Source organism: Pantoea sp. B9002, from assembly GCF_013385945.1.
Lineage (GTDB): Bacteria > Pseudomonadota > Gammaproteobacteria > Enterobacterales > Enterobacteriaceae > Pantoea.
Map to the genome: position 1 here is coordinate 1 of NZ_JACAPA010000039.1, position 21,837 is coordinate 21,837.

4 protein-coding genes are annotated in these 21,837 nt (G+C 58.8%); 3 read left to right on the top strand and 1 reads right to left on the bottom strand.

The genetic code is table 11. From position 1 onward, the window contains the following. Nucleotides 1-70 precede the first annotated feature (70 nt). A complete protein-coding gene (gene metK, locus HX773_RS19240) occupies nt 71-1,225 on the bottom strand; it encodes a methionine adenosyltransferase (protein WP_061720231.1) in 1,155 nt (384 codons plus the stop codon). Between the two features lie 784 nt (nt 1,226-2,009). Here metK and speA point away from each other — a divergent pair. The 3 genes from speA (at nt 2,010) to HX773_RS19255 (ending at nt 21,812) form a co-directional block, all read left to right on the top strand. Continuing rightward, entirely contained in the window at nt 2,010-3,989 is a 1,980-nt protein-coding gene (gene speA / locus HX773_RS19245) for a biosynthetic arginine decarboxylase (protein ID WP_101761914.1), read from the top strand. 713 nt (nt 3,990-4,702) lie between these two features. Then, nucleotides 4,703-5,392, top strand: a complete 690-nt coding sequence (locus HX773_RS19250) for an EAL domain-containing protein (RefSeq protein ID WP_176972868.1) — start codon at nt 4,703-4,705, stop codon at nt 5,390-5,392. Nucleotides 5,393-5,699: 307 nt separating this feature from the next. Next, nucleotides 5,700-21,812 carry an Ig-like domain-containing protein gene (locus HX773_RS19255; RefSeq protein WP_176972869.1) on the top strand — a complete coding sequence of 5,371 codons (16,113 nt, stop codon included), beginning with the start codon at nt 5,700-5,702 and terminating at the stop codon, nt 21,810-21,812. Nucleotides 21,813-21,837 lie beyond the last annotated feature (25 nt).

Below are 21,837 nucleotides of genomic sequence, written 5' to 3' on the forward strand. Positions count from 1 at the left end.
GGATTCATCAGCCCTACGGGCACAAAAAAGCCCGCCAGCGGCGGGCTCAATAACGATGTCGCTTCGGGGCTTATTTCAAACCCGCCGCTTCGCGCAGCTGCGCAGCTTTGTCAGTCTGCTCCCACGGGAAGTGCTCACGACCAAAGTGACCGTATGCTGCGGTCTCTTTGTAGATCGGCTTCAGCAGATCCATCATCTGAATAAGGCCGTATGGACGCAGGTCGAAGAACTCGCGTACCAGCAGCGTCAGCTGCTCGGTGGAGACTTTCTCAGTACCGAAAGTTTCAACCATGATAGAGGTTGGTTCAGCCACGCCAATCGCGTAAGAAACCTGGATTTCACAACGGTCAGCCAGGCCAGCCGCGACGATGTTCTTCGCCACATAACGTGCAGCGTAAGCGGCAGAACGGTCAACTTTTGACGGATCCTTACCTGAGAACGCGCCGCCACCGTGACGCGCCATGCCGCCGTAGGTATCAACGATGATTTTACGACCGGTCAGACCGCAGTCGCCCATTGGGCCACCGATAACGAAACGGCCAGTTGGGTTGATGTGATATTTGGTGCTGGCGGTGATCCACTCCGTCGGCAGAACCGGCTTGATGATCTCTTCCATCACCGCTTCACGCAGATCGGCGGTGGTCACATCTTCAGCATGCTGAGTCGACAGCACAACGGCATCGATACCGACAATTTTGCCGTCATCGTACTGGAAAGTGATCTGGCTTTTTGCATCCGGACGCAGCCAAGGCAGTGAACCACTTTTACGCACTTCAGCCTGACGCTGCACCAGACGGTGCGCATAGGTGACCGGCGCTGGCATCAGCACATCGGTTTCGTTGCTGGCGTAGCCAAACATCAGGCCCTGATCGCCCGCGCCTTGCTCCAGCGGATCGGTACGGTCAACGCCCTGATTGATGTCTGGAGATTGCTTACCAATCGCGCTCAGCACCGCGCAAGAGTTAGCATCAAAGCCCATATCGGAATGGACATAGCCGATTTCACGTACGGTATTACGGGTGATCTCTTCGATATCCACCCATGCGCTGGTGGTGATTTCACCGCCAACCAGCACCATACCGGTCTTCACGTAAGTTTCGCAGGCCACGCGCGCTTTAGGATCCTGCTCGAGGATCGCATCCAGCACGGCATCGGAAATTTGGTCAGCGATTTTATCAGGATGTCCTTCTGATACGGACTCAGATGTAAAAAGGTGTTTAGCCATTCTGTTCTTTACCTTAAAAATGGTTTGAATACGACTGCATAGCGTAAGCGGGATCAGACCGACTCGACGCCCCTTCAGGCAAAGCCGCAAGCAGTAGGCAGCGAGAGCATTAACTCACACCGCCTGGATGTTAATCAGTTTAGATGGAAAACCATCTGGACGGCTATTCTAGGTTACTCAGTGAGCACTTTTCCAGTGCTTTTTCCGATCCCGCATTTTCCGCAACATCCCAAGTGGAATAATTTCCTGACACCGCGCGCAGTTACCTGACAAAGATTTTGCAATTTACCCCGTGTGGCTGTATAAAACGCCGCTGCTGTCGACCACAGCCGCAAATGATGACGCCGCCGTGCGTCGCGCCGTCAGATGCCATTTAATCTGACCTTCACCCAAGCCGTTTCTCGCATGCGTTAAGCAGGCGATGGAGGTGATTAAAGTAATGAACCACTCTTTCTCTCGCTTTGGTTCACTGCGCTGTTCCGGCGCGCTGGCACTCCTTTCACACTCCAAACCCGTTCTTTTCTTTTATCGACGTTGTGTTCATTCTCCCGACACGAGCGCCGGTTAACATTTCTCTGCATCTATTACTGCATTTCGCTGTCTACAGACCGTGGAAGTCTCAGGCTATTTGCCCCGACTTCGGCGCGGTGTTTTACACTTAGAGTCAGCATTGCACATTGCAACCTTACAGAGGCAGCAAGCAGGATGAGGCAATTTTTACCTGGCGCCACCATGACAAAACTCGGTAACAAATTCATATTTCAACGGAAAATTGAGGTTCGCGATGTCTGACGACATGAAGAATATCAAGGGTTCGTCAGCTGGCGAACAAGGTGTACTCCGCTCCATGCAGGAGGTGGCAATGAACGATCAGGAAGCGAGCAGAATGCTGCGTACCTACAATATTGCCTGGTGGGGAAATAACTATTACGACGTCAACGAGCTGGGGCACATCAGCGTGTGTCCCGATCCGGATCAGCCGGAAGTGCGCGTTGACTTAGCGAAGTTGGTGAAAGAGCGCGAAGCCGACGGTCAACGTCTGCCGGCGCTGTTCTGCTTCCCGCAGATTCTCCAGCATCGTCTGCGTTCGATTAACGCCGCCTTCAAACGCGCGCGTGAATCTTACGGCTATAAAGGTGACTACTTCCTGGTTTACCCGATTAAGGTGAACCAGCATAAGCGCGTGATTGAGTCGCTGGTCAACTCTGGCGAACCGCTGGGCTTGGAAGCCGGTTCGAAAGCCGAGCTGATGGCCGTGCTGGCCCACGCCGGTAAAACCCGTTCGGTGATTGTCTGTAACGGCTATAAAGACCGCGAATACATTCGTCTGGCGCTGATCGGTGAAAAGCTCGGCCACAAAGTTTATTTGGTGATCGAGAAGATGACCGAGGTGCGTCTGGTGCTGGAAGAGGCCGAACGTCTGAACGTGATTCCGCGTCTCGGCATCCGCGCGCGTCTGGCGTCGCAGGGCTCAGGCAAGTGGCAGTCGAGCGGCGGTGAGAAGTCGAAGTTTGGTCTGGCGGCATCGCAGGTGTTGCAACTGGTCGATATCATGCGCAAAGCGGGCCGTCTCGATAGCCTGCAACTGCTGCACTTCCATCTCGGTTCGCAGATGTCCAACATCCGCGACATCGCAACCGGCGTGCGTGAGTCGGCGCGTTTCTACGTTGAGCTGGCGAAGCTGGGCGTTAACATCAAATGCTTCGATGTGGGCGGCGGTTTGGGCGTGGATTATGAAGGAACCCGCTCGCAGTCAGATTGCTCGGTCAACTACGGTCTGAACGAATACGCCAACAACGTGATTTGGGCGATCGGCGATGCCTGTGAAGAGAACGGCCTGGAACATCCAACCGTGATCACCGAATCAGGTCGTGCTGTGACTGCGCACCACACCGTGCTGGTGTCCAACATCATTGGTGTTGAGCGTAACGAATTCAGCACGCCGGTGGCACCGGATGCCGATTCACCGCGTCCGATTCAGAGCCTGTGGGATACGTGGCAAGAGATGCACGAACCTGACGTGCGTCGTTCGCTGCGCGAATGGCTGCACGATAGCCAAATGGATCTGTTCGACATCCATACCGGTTATTCGTCAGGCACCTACGATCTTGGCCAGCGCGCCTGGGCAGAGCAGCTTTATCTGAGCATCTGCCACTATATTCAGCAGCATCTCGATCCCAGCAACCGCGCGCATCGCCCGATCATTGATGAGCTGCAGGAGCGCATGGCAGATAAGATTTACGTCAACTTCTCGCTGTTCCAGTCAATGCCGGATGCGTGGGGCATCGATCAGCTGTTCCCGGTGCTGCCGCTGGAAGGGCTGAACAAAATGCCGAAGCGTCGCGCGGTGTTGCTCGACATCACCTGTGACTCCGATGGCACCATCGATCACTACGTCGATGGCGATGGCATTGCCACCACCATGCCGATGCCGGAGTACGACATCGACAATCCGCCGATGCTCGGCTTCTTTATGGTGGGCGCGTATCAGGAAATTCTCGGCAACATGCATAACCTGTTCGGTGACACCGAAGCGGTTGATGTGTTTGCGTTCCCGGATGGCAGCGTGGAAGTTCAGCTGTCGGATGAGGGCGATACCGTGGCGGATATGCTTGAGTATGTGCAGCTGAATCCTAACGATCTGATGACGCTGTTCCGCGATCAGGTGACGCAACAAACGGATATCGATGAAGAGCTGCGCGCGCAGTTCTTGTCTGAATTCGAGAGTGGATTGTACGGTTATACCTATTTAGAAGATGAGTAATTAACTGCTCTCAAACCGAGCCCGCAAGGGCTCGGTTTTCTCTTTTCCTGCTATATCTGCGCCCTCCAACAATAATTTAATTCTATTTGTGAAGACGATCACCTTTGGCTTATTTGTAACCTGTCGCGAAAAAACCGCATTTAACCCCCCAATGCTATCTCTTTCTTTTTTCTAATAAAGCGAGTCGGCAACGCTGTTTATTTTCTTAATATCCTTACATTACGTACTGATTCATCATGGATTAAGCAGTCATTCTGTTATGTATTCCTTGCAATGTATAATATAAATTTAAACATTAAGGTTTGAATAGTCACTGTTGAAAACATTGTTTATTGGCGCTTTTTGGAATCATGGATTCCAGATGAAACATTTTGCAATTTGAGATAAGGATAAAAACCAAACGATGCCTTTTTGGTTTTTATCGTTAATTTTCATGCCGTTCAATGTTTGTCGATCTGTCAAGGTTAACACTAAGTTAAATTTTCCTAAGAATTTTCCGAGCTTTTTATGAATTTTAGAGAAATTTACTTACGTTATTGATTGATTTAAACGATTGAAGTTGCCAGTGGTGTTTACTGAAATCTATTTCTCAAAGTGTAAGTTGTACGTTAACCTTCAGTTAAGACATTAAGTTTTATCAATGTTTACCTTACTTCTCACATGAGAAATCCTGACAGTTTAACGCTATCAGGCAGTTGCAGTAAGGACATGAAATGAGCAATCAACCTAAGACAGTGTTCTTGTTGGAGCCGGTTTATGATTTATCCGGCCAGGTGATTGCCAGGGAATTGTTAACGCGTCTCGCAGATGACGCAGATATCAATAATAAGCGTAACCCTGAAAGGGATGTTGGGTTCTTCAGTCAGCTTTCTGCTGACGTTAAATGGCAGTTATTCCTCCACCAGATCGAAAAACTTATTCAGCTATACCAGAAAGGGTTCGACCAGATTGTCAGTGTCAATGTTGATAGAGATATCGTAGCCAGCATTTTTAAAGATGCTGAAATACAAGAAAAACTGGCTCAGCTGACGCTATTGCGTCTGGAAATATCAGCATTTTTCACCGCGCGATTTAATAGCGCCGATCTGTTGATTTTAAAAGGTGTCGCGAAAGTGACGCCGGCCCCTTTATGGCTCGATGACTTTGGTCCGGGTTATTCCAACCTTTCCATGTTTGATAGCGGAATATTTGAAATCGTCAAGATTGACAAAGAATTTTTTTGGCAATTTGGCGACGGTCGCACCTTTGACATTCTGCTCGACCATCTCAACGAATTATGCAACGGCGTCATCGTTGAGGGTGTTGAAAATCAACAACAGGTCGACCTGCTGTCGCATAAAGCAATTTATGGCATGCAGGGCTATTTGTGGCAGAGCGTCTATCTCGATGATTTATTAGCATAATCCTGAAGTTTACTGGGTTGGTTTCATCCCTCGGGGAAGTGAAAAAATGTCAAAGCCTGGGCTCCATGCGTTTCACGTCATTTGTGCCCGGCCGCTTGAGAATAAATATATTTTTCCCGTGGTGATTTTAAGAAATAAAACCAATCAGTTATCAGGATGGCGGCTAAACAAAACTCAACACGATTTCATTCTTAGCCTGTATGAAATCGATCAAGAGAAGAAGTGAATAATCGTCGTGATTATTCGCTGTAAAAGCCGGTGTCTGCTGATGCCGGGGTGATTATGGAAACTGCGGGATCTCGATAACATGAATAATATCTCAGTAACCCCAAAAGGTGGGACCGTTGCTTCTGAGCTGAGTGGAAATCAAGTTAATTTGACCGCTCCGAGTTTGGTGAAGCTGCATCTTAATCAGTCTGATATTAAGTCTTTCACACGCAATGGTAATGATTTAGTCGTCACCACAAAATCTGGTGAAGTGGTTGTTATTCATAATTTTTATAGCCCAAATGGCGACAGCGACCTGGTTCTGCAGGACGATCGCGGCGCCATGTGGTGGGTTGAAGATCCCGGTACAGAAGGTTTCCAGTACGTCTCAATCGACAGCACCGAAGGGCTGTTAGCCGAAAACACCACCAATAACGGCACCATCGCCGCCTTTGGTATCGGTGGTGCGGCGCTGGCGGGCTTAGGTGCGCTTTTTGCCGGTTCGGGCGGTGGCGGCGGTAATGCCTCGCCGACCAATCCCGACGACGGTAACAACGGCGGCAATCCCACCAACCCGACCAATCCTACCAACCCAACCAACCCAACCAATCCTACCGATCCCGGTGAAAACGACACTACGCCGCCAACCGCCATCACGGATCTGGTGATCAACGACGCCGTAGGCCCGTATCAGGGCGCGATTGGCGCGGGTGCCATTACCGATGACAACACGCCAACGCTGAGCGGCACCGCTGAAGCGGGCGCGATTGTCAGCATTTACGATGGCACCACGCTGCTCGGCACCGTGACCGTTGGCGCGGATGGCCGCTGGAGCTTTACCACGCCAGCGCTGGCGGAGGGTCAGCATAGCCTGACCGCTACCGTCACCGACGCGGCGGGTAACACCAGTCCAGCGACCAATCCGGTGGATTTCACAGTGGATACCGTGGCGCCAGCGACCGTTGGTGGCCTGAGCGTTATTAACAACAGCGGTTCGACTGCGCAGCCCATCACCAACGGCGGCGCGACCAAAGACACCACGCCAGTGCTGAGCGGAACCGCTGAAGCGGGCTCGATTATCACTATCCGCGATGGCGATACGGTGCTCGGCAGTGTCACCGTTGGCAGCAACGGCACATGGAGCTTTACCAGCCCAACGCTGGGCGAGGGCAGCCATACGCTGAGCATCACCGCCACCGATGCAGCGGGCAACGCTAGCACGCCAGCCACCATCACCTTCACCGTGGATACGCAAGCACCTGCCGCCGCTATCGGCCTATCGGTGAATGACAACTCTGGCGGCACCTCAGGTACGGTGATCAATGGCGGATCAACTGATGACAACACACCAACGCTCACCGGCAGCGGTGAAGTGGGCACGATTGTCAGCGTCTACGATGGGCAAACGCTGCTGGGTACGGCGGTGGTGGGTTCCGATGGAACCTGGAGTTACACCACCAGCGCCTTGAGCAACGGCAGCCACAGCCTGACCGTGACCTTGACCGATGCGGCTGGCAACGTCAGCGCGCCATCTGTTCCTTATGAGATCACCGTGCAGGCGGCTATTCCGCCGGCCACAACGTCGCTGGAAATCACCGATGATTCTGGCAACACGCTGGTGCAGCTCAGCAACGGTGCCAGCACCCACGACAACACGCCAACGCTGAGCGGCCTGGCGACGGCGGGTGCGCTGATCACGCTGTATAACGGCACCACGGTGCTGGGGAGCGTGGTCGCGGGCAGCGATGGTCAGTGGACCTTTACCCCAACGGCGTTGGCTGACGGTTCCTACGCGCTGCACGCCACCGTCGATAACAACGCGGGCAGCGTGACGCAAACGCCAACCATCACCATCACGGTGGATACCGTCGCGCCAGCTGCGGCCGGTGGCGTAACGCTGAGCGATAACGATGGCAGCACGCTGCAACCGATTGCCGCCGGTGGCGCGACCAATAACACCACGCCGGTGCTGAGCGGCACCGCGGAACCGGGCAGCACCGTCACCGTGCGTGATGGCGATACCGTGCTCGGCACGGCAACCGTGGGCAGCAATGGGTCATGGAGCTTCACGTCGCCAACGTTGACCGAAGGCGGCCACAGCCTGACCGCCACAGTCACCGATGCGGCCGGTAACGTTGGTCCAACTTCGACGCCGATCGCCTTCACCGTGGATACTCAGGCACCTGCGGGTGCCAGCAATGTGGTGATCAGCGATAACGTTGGTGCTGCAACCGGCCCAATCACCGCGGGCGGCACCACCGACGACAGCACGCCAACTTTGACCGGTAACGGCGAAGCCAACGCCATCGTCAAAATTTATGACGGCAGTACGCTGCTCGGCAGCGTCACCGTTGGCAATGACGGCACCTGGAGCTTTACCACGCCAACATTGAGCAACGGTAGCCATTCGCTCAGCGTAACGGTGACCGATGCGGCAGGTAACGTCAGCCCGGCGACAACCGGTGTTGGCTTCACCGTCAATGCTGGCGTACCGCCAACCACCAGCACGCTGGAAATCACCGATGACAGCGGCAGCACACTCCGCGTGTTGCCAGAAGGTTCCAGCACGCAGGACACCACGCCAACGCTGAGCGGTCTGGCTTCGGCGGGCGCGCTCATCGAGTTGTATAACGGCACCACGTTGATCGGCAGCACCGTCGCGGGTGCCGATGGGCAATGGAGCTTTACGCCAGCCACCGCGCTGGCCGACGGTACTTATGCCTTCCACGCCACGGCCACCGATACCAATGGCAATGTGACCGATTCCGGTACCCTCAACATCACCATTGATCACACCGCGCCAGCGGCGGCGGCCGATCTGCAACTGAGCGACAACAGCGGCAGCACCGTGGTACCGATTGCTTCTGGCGGCATCAGCAATGACAACACGCCAACCTTAAGCGGCACCGCAGAACCGGGCAGCACTGTTACCGTGCTGGATGGCAGCAACGTGCTCGGCACCGCAACGGTGGGCAGCGACGGCAACTGGAGCTTCACCTCGCCAACCCTGAGTGACGGCGCACACAGCCTGACCACCACCGTCACCGACCCGGCCGGCAACACCGGTCCGGCGTCGCCAGCGGTTACTTTGACGGTGGATACCACACCGCCAGCCGTTATTGGCGATCTGGTGATCGAAGATAGCGTCGGCGCGGTCCAAGGGCCGTTAACTTCCGGCGATACCACCGATGACCGTGCACCAACCCTGAGCGGCACCGGCGAGCCGAATGCCACCATCAGCATTTACGATGGCACCACGCTGCTGGGTAACACCACCGTGGGCACCGACGGCACCTGGAGTTTCACCACGCCAGCGCTGAGCAATGGCAGCCATACCTTCACCGTCACCGCCACGGATACCGCCGGTAACGTCGGCCCAGCCAGCCCGCCGATTGTGATCAACGTTGATGCGGATATTCCGCCAGCCACATCGTCGCTGGAAGTGACGGATGAAAACGGCAACACCGTGGGTCAGCTGACTGACGGTGCCAGCACCAACAATGACAGTCCGGTATTAACCGGCCTGGCGGGTCCCGGCAATATCATTACCCTGTATGACGGCACCACCGTGCTGGGCAGCACCACGGCGGGCAGTAACGGTCAGTGGATCTTCTATGTCACCGGTTTGAGCGATGGTCCGCATGCATTGCACGGCACCATTACCGATGCCAACGGCAACGTCACTGATACCGCCACCATCAACATCATCGTGGATACCATCGCGCCAGATGCCGCAACCGGCGTGGAACTCACCAACGATGCGGGCAGCATTACGCAGCCGGTTACCGCCGGCGGTGCCAGCAATGACGCGACGCCAGTCTTAAGCGGCAGCGCGGAAGCGGGCAGCACCGTTACTATCCTTGATGGTACCACCGTGTTGGGTACCGTGACGGTCGGCAGCGATGGTAACTGGAGCTTTACCACACCGACGCTGGCGGAAGGCAATCACAGCCTGAACACCACCGTGACCGATGCGGCGGGCAACGTCAGCCCGGCGACCACACCGATCGCCTTCAGCGTAGATACCACCGCGCCAGCACCGGTGAGCGGTTTGGTGGTGAACGATAACGTCGGCGGCAGCACCGGTCCGTTGACTTCGGGCGCCATCACCGACGACAGCACGCCAACCCTGACCGGCAGCGCCGAAGCGGGCTCGGTGGTACGCGTCTATGACGGCACAACATTGCTGGGCTCAGCGACAGCGGGCAGCGACGGCAGCTGGAGCTTCACACCAGATGCCGCGCTAACTAACGGCCAACACAGCCTGACCACCACCGTCACCGATGCGGCAGGCAACGTCAGCCCGTCGTCGCCGGTATTTACCCTCAATGTCGATGCTGGCGTTCCGGCGACCAGCAGCTTGCTGGTGGTGACCGACGACAGCGGCAGCACGCTGGTTGAATTGCCAAACAACGCCAGCACTAACGACACCACGCCGATTCTCAGCGGCCAGGCGGGCGCGGGCGATCTCATCACGCTGTATAACGGCACCACCATTATTGGCAGCACGGTCGCGGGTAGCGATGGGCAGTGGAACTTCACGCCTGCGGCGCTGGCCGATGCCACTTACGCTTTCCACGCGGTCGCCACCAACGCCACCACCGGCGTGGAGACCGATTCGCCAACCATCAACATCACCATTGATACCGTGGTGCCAACCGCGCCAACCGGCGTGACTCTGGAAGATGGTGCAGGTGTACCGATCCCAGAAGGCAGCAGCACCAATACCAACACGCCAACGCTGACCGGCAGCGGTGAAGCAGGCAGCACAGTTACCATCTCGGATGGCACTACCGTGCTCGGCACCACCACGGTGGGCAACGATGGCAGCTGGAGTTACACCACGCCACCGCTGAGCGATGGCGGCCATAGCCTGACCTCAACCGTTACCGATCCAGCGGGCAATACCGGCCCGGCTTCTACGCCGGTTACCGTGACCGTTGATACCCAACCGCCAGCGGCGGCAGGCAATGTGCAGTTCACCAACGACGACGGCACGCCACTGGCTTCAGGTAGCACTACCGGCGATACCACGCCAACCCTGAACGGTACCGCCGAACCGGGCAGCACCGTGACGGTGAGCGATGGCACTACGGTGCTCGGCACCGCCACCACCGGCACTGATGGTAACTGGAGCTTCACGCCAGCTACGCCACTGACTGAAGGGCAGCACAATCTCACCACCACCGTCACCGATACCGCCGGTAACGTCGGCCCTGCGTCGTCGGTGGTGATTGTGATTGTGGATACCACGCCACCGGCAGCGGCCACCGATCTGCAGTTGAGCAATGATGGCAGCGGCACGCTGGTGCCGGTCGCGGATGGCGGCACCACCAACGATGTTACGCCAGTGTTGAGTGGCCGTGCGGAGCCGGGCAGCATCGTGACGGTTTCCGATGGCAGCACGGCGTTGGGTTCGGTGACCGTCGGCAACGATGGCAACTGGAGCTTTACCTCTCCGGCGCTCGGCGATGGTCCACATAGCCTGACCACCACCGTGACCGATGCAGCGGGCAATACTGGCGCGGCAAGCACGCCATTGACCTTCACCATCGACACCACGGCCCCGCCAGCACCGGGCGGTGTGCAGCTGAGTAACGACAGCAGCGGCACGTCTGTTCCTATTACCTCTGGCGCGGCAACCAACGATGCAACGCCAGTATTGAGCGGCACTGCAGCGGCGGGCAGCACCATTACCGTTTCTGATGGCGGCACCGTGCTCGGCACCGTCACCGTTGGCAGCGGCGGAACATGGAGCTTCACCACGCCAGCGCTGAACGAGGGCAATCACAGCCTGACCGCCACCGTCACCAGCCCGGCGGGCAACACCGGTGCGCCCTCTACGCCAATTGTGGTCACCGTGGATATCACGCCACCTGCGGCGGCAACCGGTCTGCAACTGAGCAACAACGAAGGCGCAACGCCGGTACCGATTGCCGCAGGCGGCACCACTAACGACACCACACCCGCGCTGAGCGGCTCCGCAGAAGCGGGCAGCATCGTTACGGTACGTGATGGCACTACCGTGATCGGCAGCGCGACCGTTGGCGGCGATGGAACCTGGAGCGTTACCCCAACCGCACCGTTGACAGCAGGTGAGCACACGCTTACTACCACCGTCACCGATCCGGCCGGTAACGTTGGCCCAACGTCGACGCCAATCATCGTCAACATCGACACTACCCAGCCGCCAGTGGCAGATGACCTTGAGCTAAACAATGACAACGGCGGCACGCCGGTGCCGATTGCGTCCGGCGGCGCGACCAATGACACCACGCCGGTGCTCAGCGGTACCGCAGCGGCGGGCAGCACCGTCACCGTGCTGGATGGCACCACCGTGCTCGGCACCGTTGTGGTCGGTAGCGGCGGCAACTGGAGTTTCAGCACACCGGCGTTGAGCGAAGGCGCGCACAGCCTGACCACCACCGTCACCAGCGCATCGGGTAACGTCAGCGATCCGTCTGCGCCGATTAACTTCACCGTGGATACGCAGCCACCGGCAACCTCAACCGGCCTGCAACTGAGTAACGATGGCGGCACGGCGATTGCCGCTGGCGGCATCACCAACGACAGCACCCCGGTGTTGCGCGGCAGCGCCGAAGCGGGCAGCACCGTTACGGTACGTGATGGCACCACCGTGCTGGGAACCGCCACGGCGGACACCGACGGCAACTGGAGCTTCACGCCAGCGACCACGCTGGGCGAGGGCGCACACAGCCTGACCACCACCGTCACCGATCCGGCGGGCAACAGCAGCGGCGCATCCACGCCGGTTACCTTTACCGTGGATACCACACCGCCCGCTGCCGCCACCGATCTGCAGCTCAGCAATAACAACAGCGGCACGGCGATTCCTGTTGATACCGGCGGTCGCACCAACGACACCACGCCAGTGTTGAGCGGCAGCGCCGAAGCGGGCAGCGTCGTCACCGTACGTGATGGCACCGAGGTGCTGGGCAGCACCACCGTTGGCACCGATGGTAAATGGAGCTTCACTCCGGCCAATCCGCTGGACGAGGGCGCGCACAGCCTGACCACCACCGTCACCGATCCGGCCGGTAACGTCGGCCCGGCATCGACGCCGTACGCGGTCACTATCGATACCACCGCGCCACCAGCTGTGATTACGGTGGCACTCAGTAACGATCAGGGCAGCACGCCAACGCCAATCGCCTCGGGCGGAGCCACTAACGACACTACGCCGGTGCTGAGCGGTACCGCCGCAGCGGACAACATCATCATCGTGCGTGACGGCACCACCGTGCTGGGCTCGACGATTGTTGGCACAGATGGAACCTGGAGCTTCACCTCACCAGCGCTGAGCCAAGGCGCGCACAGCCTGACGGCAACCGTTACTGACGCCGCAGGCAACAGCAGCGCACCGTCTACGGCCATCGCCTTTACCGTTGATACGCAGGCACCGAATGCGGCGACAGGTCTGCAACTGAGCAATGATTCCGGCCAAACGCCGGTGCCGATTGCTGCAGGCGGCGCGACCAGCGACACCACGCCGGTGTTGAGCGGCAGCGCCGAAGTGGGCAGCATCGTGATTGTCTCTGATGGCAGCAACGTGCTGGGTTCATTGGTGGTCGGCAGCGGCGGCACCTGGAGCTTTACTTCACCGGTGCTGGGCGAGGGTCCGCACAGCCTGACCACCACGGTGACCGATGCCGCAGGTAACGTCAGTTCGCCGTCCGCGGCCCTGAACTTCAGCATTGATACCACCCCGCCGGTGGCGCCGGGCGCGATCGCGCTGAACAACAACAACGGCAGTTCACCAATTACGATTGCCGCGGGCAGCACCACCAACGATGCCACACCGGCGATCAGCGGTACCGCTGCAGCTGGCAGCACCGTTACCGTGCTGGATGGCGCTACCGTGCTGGGCACCTCGATTGTCGGAAGTAACGGGCAGTGGAGCTTTACCACGCCAACGCTGGGTGAAGGTGCGCACAGCCTGACGGCGACCGTCACCGATCCTGCGGGTAACGTCGGTCCTGCATCTCCAGCCATTGCCTTTAACGTCGATACCGTTGCGCCTGTTGCGGCAACCGGACTGGCGCTGAACAACGACAACGGCGGTTCGCCGGTGCCGATTGCCAATAACGGCACCACCAACGACAACACGCCAGTGTTGAGCGGTACGGCAGAAGCCAACAGCATCGTGATTGTGTCTGACGGCACCACCGTGCTGGGCAGCGCCGTCGCTAATGCGCAGGGTGCCTGGAGCTTCTCACCCAGTCTGACCGATGGCACGCACAACCTGAGCGTGACGGTGCGTGACGCCGCAGGTAATACCGGACCGGCAAGCAGCACCATCACCGTGACCGTGGATACCGTGGCACCGCCAGCGGCGACCGGACTGACGCTGACCAACGATATTGGTACGCCAGTTAACATCCCTAATGGCGGGCTCACCAACGACAGCACACCGGTGCTGAGCGGTTCTGGACAAGCGGGCAGCATCATCACCGTATCCGATCAGAACGGCGTGTTGGGTTCAACCACCGTTGGAGCGGGCGGAACCTGGACCTTCACGCCGGCGAGTGCGCTGGCGGATGGAACGCACACCTTTAGCGTCACGGCCAGCGATGCGGCAGGAAACGTCAGTGCGCCGAGCACCATTGGCGTAGTGATTGATGCCACACCGCCAGCGGCGGCGCTGAACGTGGTGGCCAGCAATGATGAAGGCACGTCGCCGGTGGCTATCACCAACGGCGGCTTCACCAACGACAACACGCCATTCCTCACCGGCACAGCCGAAGCGGGCAGCACGGTGATTATCCGTGATGGCACGAACATCATCGGTAGCGCTTCGGTGGGCAGCAACGGCCAGTGGAGCTTCACCTCACCCACGCTGGGCGAAGGCGCGCACAGCCTGAGCACCACCGTGGTGGATGCGGCGGGCAACGTGAGTACGGCGTCACCGGCGATTGGTTTCACCGTCGATAGCGTGGCACCAGCGCCAGCCACGCTGGTGGTGAACAATGACAACGGTGGATCGCCCGTGCTGGTGCCGAACGGCGCCACCACCAGCGACAACACGCCGCTGTTGAGTGGTACAGCGGAAGCGGGCAGCCTGGTCACTATTTATGATGGCACCACCGTTATCGGCTCGACCACGGCAACGGCGGGCGGAACCTGGAGCTTCAGCTCACCGACCTTAACCGATGGTTCGCATACGCTGACCGCCACCGTAACCGACGAGGTCGGCAACGTCAGTTCGCCATCCTCGAGCTTTACCGTGGTGGTGGATGCCACCGCACCGCAGCCGGCTGACGATCTGCTGCTGCAAAACAATAATGGCGGCTCACCGGTGACCATTGCCGATGGCGGCATCACCAATGACAGCACGCCAGCCATCAGCGGTACGGCGGAAGCCAACGCTATCGTTCGCGTCTATGACGGCACTACGCTGGTGGGTTCAGCTGTGGCAGGCAGTAACGGCGCATGGAGTATCACCACCAGCACGCTGACGGATGCGACTCATACGCTGAATGTCACCGTGACCGATGCGGCGGGCAACGTCAGCTCTACTGCTTCGGTGTCGCTGACGGTGGATACCTCAACACCCGCAGCGGTGCTGACCTTTGGTGTCTACAACGATGCTAATACCACGCCGGTGCAGGTGGTAAATGAAGGCGATACCAACGACAACACGCCAGTGATTAGCGGTACCGGTGTGGCGGGCACCATCATCAATGTTTACGAGGGAGCGACTCTCCTCGGTACCACAACAGTGGGTGATAACGGGGCATGGAGTTTCCAATCCACTACCTTGTCGGATGGCCCGCATAGCTTCACCGTGTCGGTCACCAATGCGGCGGGTACGACCGGCCCTGAAGCGACGCCGATTACTGTCTATATCGATACGGGGGTGCCGGATCCGGTCACGGTTGCCGATTTGACGGTGAACGACAACGTAGGCGGTAGCACCGGTCCATTGACCAACGGAGCCATCACTGATGACAACACCCCAACCTTTGGCGGTGCGGCAGAGGCAGGCAGCACCATCTCGATTTACGATGGCACCACGCTGCTCGGTACCGTAACGGCAACTGGCGGTAACTGGAGCTATACGCCGGGTACCGGTCTTTCCAACGGTGAGCATAGCTTCACCTTCACGGTAACCGATGCGGCGGGTAACGTCAGTGCAGTCAGCAGTCCTGCCTTTACGCTGACCATTGCTGCCGATCTGCCGCCTGCCACCAGTACGCTGGTAATTACTGATGACAACGGCACCCTTCCGGTCGAGCTAAGCAACGGTGCCAACAGTAATGACAGCACGCCGGTGTTAACCGGGGCCGCGAATGAAGGGGATGTGATCACCATTCATGATGGCGCTACCGTGCTGGGCAGTGTCACCGTTGGCAACACTGGGCAGTGGAGCTTTACGCCTACGCTGCTAGACGGAACTCACAGCATCTATGTCACGACGGTCGATTCAGGCGGTAATCCGGGAGAATCTTCACCGCCGGTGAACTTCACTATCGATACCGGAGTACCGCTTGCCGCCACCAATCTGTCCGCCGCCAATAACAATGACGGCGTAACGGTGCCCATTGCTAACAATGGCACCACCAACGACAGCACGCCACGGCTGGCAGGACTGGCCGAAGCCAACGGTATTGTCACGGTTTATGATGGCAACACGGTGATTGGCTCTACGGTCGCCAACGCTAGCGGTGAGTGGACCTTCACCGCGCCAACCCTCAGCCAGGGCGGGCATGCGCTGAGCGTCACCGTCACCGATGCGGCGGGTAACGTTGGGCCACGCTCGGATGCGGTGAACCTTACTGTTGATACCGTGGCACCAAACGCCTCGACGCTGATCGTCACTAACGATGCAGCCAATAGCGTGGTGCCGAACGGCGGCTACACCAACGACAGCACGCCAGTGCTGAGCGGTACGGCGGAAGGGAACGCGATTGTCACCGTTTACGATGGCAACACCGTATTGGGCTCGGTGACGGCGGGAGCCAACGGCACATGGAGCTTCCCGGTTGTCACCGCACTGGGCGAAGGCAGCCATGCGCTGACCGTTCGTGTGACAGATGCCGCCGGTAACACCAGCGTGGCATCCAGCACGGCAACGGTTATCGTGGATACCGTGGCACCAACGGCGGTGAGCGGTTTGACTGCCGCCAACAACAACGGCAGTTCGCCGGTGACCATTGCTGCGGGTGGTAACACCAACGACAACACGCCAGCACTGAGCGGTACGGCAGATGCGGGCAGCGTGGTGGTGATCCGTGATGGTGACAACATCATTGGTTCTGTCACCGCAGGCAGCAACGGCGCGTGGAGCTTCACCTCGCCAACGCTGGCTGATGGTCTGCATACCCTGAACGTGACGGCGACCGATCTCGCCGGTAACGTCAGTCAGAATGCGGCGATCAGCTTCACTGTAACTACAGCAGCACCAACGCCAGTCACCGATCTGGTGGTTTCTGACAACGTGGGCGCGACACAAGGACCGCTCACCAGCGGTGCGGCGACCGATGACAACACGCCAACGCTGAGCGGTAATGCCACCGCCGGCAATATCGTGTTTATCTCGGAAGGCACAACGGTGCTGGGTTCTGTGGTCGCGGGCAGCAATGGTGCGTGGACCTTTACCACTGCGGCACTGAGCGACGGATCGCATCCGTTGAGCGTGACGGTGCGCGATGCGGCGGGCAACACCAGCGCGGCGACCAACTTCACGGTCAATGTCGATACGGTGGCGCCCGCTAACTCAAGCTTGTTGATCACCAACGACGTCACCAGCACCACGGTGCCGAATGGCGGTTCAACCAACGACAGCACGCCAACGCTGAGCGGTACGGCAGAAGCGGGCAGCCGCGTATCGATCTACGATGGCAGCACGCTGCTCGGTACGGCGGTGGCAGGCAGCAACGGCGCATGGACCTTCACCACTGATGTCCTGACGCAAGGCTCTCATCCACTGAGCGTCACGGTCACCGATGCGGCAGGTAACGTCAGCGGCAGCACCTCGGCCACGGTGATTATTGATACCGTTGCGCCGGGGGCGGTAACCGGCCTGGCCGCTGCCAACAACAACGGCAGCACGCCGGTGGCGATTGCCAATAACGGCAGCACCAATGACAACACGCCAGCGCTGAGCGGTACGGCAGAAGCGGGCAGTCTGGTGATCATTCGTGATGGTACGGCGATTATCGGTTCGGTCACCGCAGGCAGCAACGGCAGTTGGAGCTTCACTACGCCAACCCTGGCGGACGGAGCACACACACTTAACGTCACGGCGACCGATGCAGCGGGCAACGTCAGCCCAAATGCGGCCCTTACCCTGACGGTGGATACCGTGGCACCTGCGCCAGTCACTAATCTGGTGATCAACGATGATGTGGGAGGCGTTCAGGGGCCGCTGGCCAACGGTGCGGTAACCGATGATGCCACGCCAACCCTGAGCGGTACGGCGGAAGCGAATGCGATTGTCACCATTTACGACGGCACCACGGTGCTGGGTTCAGTGGTGGCTGGAGCGGGCGGTGCGTGGAACTTCACCACTGCTACGCTAGGCAACGGTGTGCATCCGCTGAGCGTGACGGTGAAAGATGCGGCGGGTAACACCAGTGCCGCAACCACGCCGGTATCCATCACGGTAGACACCGTGGCACCAACGGCCTCAACGCTGGTGATCACCAACGACATCACCAGCACCACGGTGCCGAGCGGTGGTGCCACCAACGACAACACCCCAACGCTGAGCGGTGTAGCGGAAGCGGGCAGCCGCGTGTCGATTTACGATGGCGCTACGCTGCTGGGGACGGCGATTGCTAATGGCACAGGCGCATGGACCTTTACCACCGGCGTGCTTTCAACCGGCACGCATCCACTGAGCGTAACGGTCACCGACACGGCCGGTAACGTCAGCGGTAGCACCTCGGCCTCGGTAACCATCGATACCACGCCACCGGCGGCAGTCAGCAATCTGGTGGCAGCCAACAACAACGGCAGTACGGCGGTGACCATTCCGAACAACGGCGTGACCAACGACAATACGCCGCTGTTGACCGGTTCCGGCGAGATTGGCGCGAAGATCAGCGTCTACGATGGCACCACGCTGCTGGGCACCACCACGGTGGGCAGCAACGGCACATGGAGCTTTATCTCGACGGCGCTGAGCAACGGTGCGCACACGTTGAACGTCACGGCCACCGATGCGGCGGGCAACGTCAGCCCGAACGCCTCAACCACTCTGACGATTGATACCGTGGCGCCGAATCCGGTGACCAATCTGGTGATCAATGATGACGTTGGCACTATTCAGGGGCCGCTGGCGAACGGTGCCTCTACCGATGACGCCACGCCAACCCTGAGCGGCACGGCGGAAGCTAACGCGATTGTCACTATTTACGACGGTTCTACCGCGATTGGTTCCACCACCGCCAATGGTTCGGGTGCATGGAGCTTCACCACCGCGACCCTGAGCAATGGTACCCATCCGCTGAGCGTGACGGTGACTGATGCGGCGGGTAACACCAGTGCGGCGTCGACGACGGTTTCCATTACGGTGGATACCGTGGCACCAACGGCGTCAACGCTGGTGATCACCAACGACGTCACCAGCACCGTGGTGCCGAGCGGCGGTGCCACCAACGACACCACCCCAACGTTGAGCGGTGTGGCGGAAGCGGGCAGCCGCATCTCCATCTACGATGGCAGCACGCTGTTGGGTACGGCGATTGCGGGCAGTGATGGCGCATGGACCTTCACCACCGCCGTGCTGACGCAGGGCGCGCATCCACTGAGCGTGACGGTAACGGATACCGCTGGCAATGTCAGCGGCACCACCTCGGCGTCGGTAACTATCGATACCACGCCGCCGCCGGCGGTCACCAACCTGGTTGCCGCCAATAACAACGGCAGCACGGCGGTGACCATCCCGAATAACGGCATTACCAACGACAGCACGCCGCTGTTGACCGGTAACGGCGAAGTCGGGGCACGGATCAGCGTGTACGACGGCACCACACTGCTGGGCACCACCACGGTGGGCAGCGGTGGTACATGGAGCTTCGTCTCGACTACGCTGAGCAACGGCACGCACACGCTGAACGTGACGGCGACCGATGCGGCGGGCAACGTTAGCCCGAGCGCCTCGACCACGCTGCGCATCGACACCGTGGCGCCAACGGCCAGTACGCTCACCATTACCGACGACGCTGGCAGCACGCCGGTGACGCTGACTAATGGCGCGTACACCCGTGACACCACGCCGGTGCTGAACGGGACAGCGGAAGTGGGTGCGATTGTCACCATCTACGATGGCATCACCGCACTGGGCTCAGTAACGGTTGGCGCCGGTGGCACCTGGACTTACACCACCAGCGCGCTGGCGAACGGTGCCCATCCGTTGAGCGTAACGGTTACCGATACGGCGGGTAACGTCAGCACCGGTAACACGGCGGTGACGGTGAACGTCGATACGGTGCCGCCAGCGGCGGTAAGTGGCTTGGCGATCAATGATGCGGGTACCAGCGTCACCGGTAGCGGTGAAGTGGGGGCGACGGTAACGGTGCGTGATGCGGGCGGTAACGCGCTGGGTACGGCGACTGTCGGCGCGGGCGGAACATGGACGGTGAGCCTGAGCACGGCGCAGACCACCGGAGCTGCGCTGTCGGTCATTCAGACCGACCGCGCGGGCAACGTATCGACCAGCTCGTCACTGACCGGTGCGATTCGTATCGTGGCAGCGAATGATGTCAATGAAGTGGATTACACCACCCAAACCGGCACCCTCACCAATGCCAATACCAGTGCGACCAGCGTCGCGTTGCTGAGTGTTAACCTGCTGAGCACCGTGGGTGTGGGCGTCCTGACCAGCAATAACGCCTATATGTTTAACGTTGGAGCAGGGGATACGCGTACGGTGACGTTGCACGCCTCGGCCACCAGCCTGGTGGCGCTGACGTCTAACTACACGCTGTACCTGTATCAACAGCAGGCGAACGGCACATGGTTGCTGAAATCCAGCAACGCCAACTACATCACCACCATCCTGACCATTGGTACGCAAACCGGTGGCAACGTGACTTACAGCAACCTCGGTACAGGTAACTATGCCGTGCTGTTAGGCACCAGCACCGGCGTTGGCGTGTTGCCATCGACGACGGTCACCACCACGTCGGATGTGACGACGCTGGCGTTGACCGTCGCGGCAACCGTCACCGGCAACCTGTTGACCAACGATACCAGCTCCGTCGCCGGTACGGTGCCGAACGGTACAGCGGTCACCCAGGTGACCGGGCATGCGATTGCGGCCACCGGTAACACGGTGATCACCAGCAGCTACGGTACGCTGACCATCGATTCGCACGGTAACTACACCTATACGCTGAAGGCGGGACTGGATGCCGATCTGGTGCCAGCCACCGACGTCTTCACCTATTCGGTGCGTGATGCCAGCGGCGCGGTGACCTCGGCCAGCCTGACGGTGAACCTGCACAACGGTGCATCTACCAGCACGCTGCTGGCGACCAACAGTCTGGTGGCCGAAGCCACGAATGACCACGACGCCAGCGGCAGCATCTACGGTTCAGCATCGGGCACGCACACCGGAACCTTGAGTATCACTAATGAACACGGTGATATCACCACGGTTCACAGCGTGGGTTCCACATCGGTTGCCGGGGACTTTGGTGTGCTGAGTATTGCCGCCAACGGTAACTACACCTATTCACTGAATGCGGGCGTGGATGGACAATCCATTACCCATAAAGAGGTGTTCAGTTACACCCTGGCGGCGAGCGATGGCACCATCACCACGCAGTCGTTCACCATTGAGCTGCATCCAACCATCACAGGAACCACGGGGGCTGACACGCTTTCTGGCGGTGCCTACGACGACACCATCACCAGCGGTGCCGGCGCAGATACGTTGGTGTATCACTTACTGGCGAGTGCTGATGCCACCGGCGGTAACGGTCACGATACCTGGACCGACTTCAATGTTGCGCAAGGCGACAAAATTGACGTCAGTAACTTGCTTATCGGCTGGAATGATTCCACAAGTAATATTAATGATTTCGTGAAAGTGGATCATACTTCAGATGGCAATACGGTGCTCTCCATTGACCGTGATGGTACCGGTACGGGTTACAGCGCGACTCAACTGATTACGCTGGAAGGCGTGAACGTTTCTCTGGAGGAGCTGCTGCAACAACCGCACCAAAACCACACGGCGTAATCGCTCTGTGATGCAGGGATGCAGT